General features: G+C 61.2%; 1 protein-coding gene and 1 pseudogene. One reads left to right on the top strand and one right to left on the bottom strand.

What is annotated here, in order from left to right:
• Positions 1–445 precede the first annotated feature (445 nt).
• A complete protein-coding gene (locus BN1233_RS12640; protein WP_147707179.1) occupies positions 446–862 on the top strand; it encodes a hypothetical protein in 417 nt (138 codons plus the stop codon).
• A 97-nt stretch (positions 863–959) separates the two neighbouring features.
• On the opposite strand, the pseudogene BN1233_RS12635 reads toward BN1233_RS12640, so the two are convergent.
• Positions 960–1,405: pseudogene (locus BN1233_RS12635) on the bottom strand (transposase); the annotation flags it as partial.

The following is a 1,405-nucleotide window of genomic DNA, read 5'->3' as shown; positions in this document are numbered from 1 at the left end:
GGGAGTTGAGATTCTTAGGGATCACTGAAGCGCCCACCCGGCATACGGATCCCAGAACAGCCGAACAGCGAGCCATCGTGTCCGTGGAATCGCATCCGCACGGCGGCTCAACCCAACTACCCACCGTCCGGGGAGGTCTCAAGGCTCTCTTTGAGAGCATCACGGCAGGGAAGGCCAAATCCGGTTGAGGAGGGCAGATGATTACGCCGTTTCCTTTTCGCATAGCTGCCCCCGTTTGGCTCGTGCCGGCGACACCTACGGTCGGTGAAGCGAAGCTGCCGATGGCTGTGTTTGAGCTCCGTGCTTGATGGTGCTCAGAAGGAAGTTCGCAGCAGGTCTGCATGAGCCTTTGAGGGGCCGTGCTGAACCGCCTGGAATAGCTGCAGGTAACTGGTGAGGGGCACGTTACAGTACAGAGCAGCACTGACTTGGAATGGAAGGTTCGGTGGTGATGAAAGATGCCTCGGTAAGTGAACGGGAGGTGCGGGACCTTGTCTCCGCGGCGGACCAGCGCAAGCTAGAACTCCTCGACACTCCGGGTAAGCTGTTCAGTGAAGAGCAGGTTGCAGCGAGACTCGGTCTCGGAATCCGCGAGCTTCGCGAGCGTACCTCTGCCGGGCGACTGATCGCGATCTTGATAGAAGGCGCCCCACGGTATCCAGCGTGTCAATTCGACGAGCACGGGATCGTAGCAGGGCTCGAGATGGCGCTCAGCTTAATGCCGATCCAGTCGAACTGGATGAGACTGGAATGGCTGCTGACGCCGGATGAGGTGCTGGACGACCTCTCACCACTCGCAGTGCTGAAGATGAGCCGAAGGGAAGACATCATTACAGCGGCACGGGCTCACGGCGGGGATTGACCTGTGGAGGATCCGAGCTTGGCCGGAGCCTCCTCAAACCAAGCCACCCTCTGTCTCAAACTCTCAAGCTATGGCGGATTTTGGGTGATGGGGCCGATCAGGCGGCGCTGTGTGCTGGCCTCGGGATGACCTCGGTGCCGTCCTGGAATCTGCCACCGGCGATCAGCTTGGCAACTGGTTTTCGCCCATCAGCCGCCGCTAGGTCTTCGAGGCGGCCATCACGAGCTTGAACACCATCAGCCGGGCGGTCGTCGGGGACAGCGCGCCCTTGGTGCGCGCCGTGCGGTGCCGGACCGTCGCGAACACACTCTCGATCGGGTTCGTGGTCCGCAGATGGATCCAGTGCTCGGCGGGCCAGTCATAGAAGGCCAGCAGCACCCGCTGGTCCTTGCGGAAGCACTCTATGGCTTTGGGATAGCGCGCCTCGTAGAAGTCCGCGAACAGACCGACCGCAACCTCGGCTTGGGCTCGTGTGGGCGCGAGATAGATCTCCCGCAGGGCTGTCTTCAGGCTTGGCTGCACGTTGAGCACGTTGGCGGTCTT

Origin of the sequence: Microvirga massiliensis (genome assembly GCF_001006805.1) — a bacterium.
GTDB classification, from domain to species: Bacteria; Pseudomonadota; Alphaproteobacteria; order Rhizobiales; family Beijerinckiaceae; genus Microvirga; species Microvirga massiliensis.
Note: the sequence above shows the minus strand (reverse complement) of the source record. Positions and strands in the feature narration are given on the sequence as shown.